The sequence below is a fragment of the Liquorilactobacillus vini DSM 20605 genome (assembly GCF_000255495.1).
GTDB lineage: Bacteria > Bacillota > Bacilli > Lactobacillales > Lactobacillaceae > Liquorilactobacillus > Liquorilactobacillus vini.
Genome location: NZ_AHYZ01000134.1, coordinates 1 through 636 on the forward strand (window position 1 = coordinate 1; position 636 = coordinate 636).

Below are 636 nucleotides of genomic sequence, written 5' to 3' on the forward strand. Positions count from 1 at the left end.
ACTTCACAATTTGGCAGCAGCAGAAGCGATTCTGGATCGTCTTGTTTATCATTCGCATATTATCAAAATTAAGGGAAAGTCATACAGGTTAATGAATGGCCAACACTAAACCGCCATTTTCATACAATTTTATTCCGCCTTTTTATGACATTTCTAGACCGCCCTTGACATTTGGCTTCACAAGCAACAATATCACGTTTTTGGCAACGTTTTGATAAAGGTAGTGTTAACACATTACAGGCTTTAAATGAGGCCTTGGTTGATCGTGCTCGACTGTTAACCAACCAGACAGCCACGATTATCGATATCGATTCGACCCACTCAGACACTTATGGCAAACAGAAAGCCACTAATTACAACGCACATTATGGTACTGAAGGATATCATCCATTACTGGCAACTGATCAAGATGGTAACTTATTGAAAGCTGTCTTGCGTCCTGGAAATGCTTACACCAGCAAAGATGTAAAAGCTTTTTTAACACCACTATTAAAGCATTATCAAACTAAGCTGCCTACGACTGACATTCTGGTTCGTGGTGATAGTGGCTTCGCCACGCCAGAAGTTTACGATGCCTGTGAAGCTGACGATGTGTTTTACATTATTCGGCTCAAACGCAATCGAAAATTACAGAAT

At 40.4% G+C, this 636-nt stretch carries 1 protein-coding gene and 1 pseudogene; both read left to right on the forward strand.

Annotated features, from left to right (window positions below):
* On the forward strand, positions 1 to 109 hold a 109-nt coding region (locus ON15_RS12035; RefSeq protein WP_010580912.1), incomplete at its 5' end, for an ATP-binding protein.
* A gap of 62 nt (positions 110 to 171) precedes the next feature.
* Positions 172 to 636 (forward strand): annotated as a pseudogene (locus ON15_RS07680) (transposase); the annotation flags it as partial.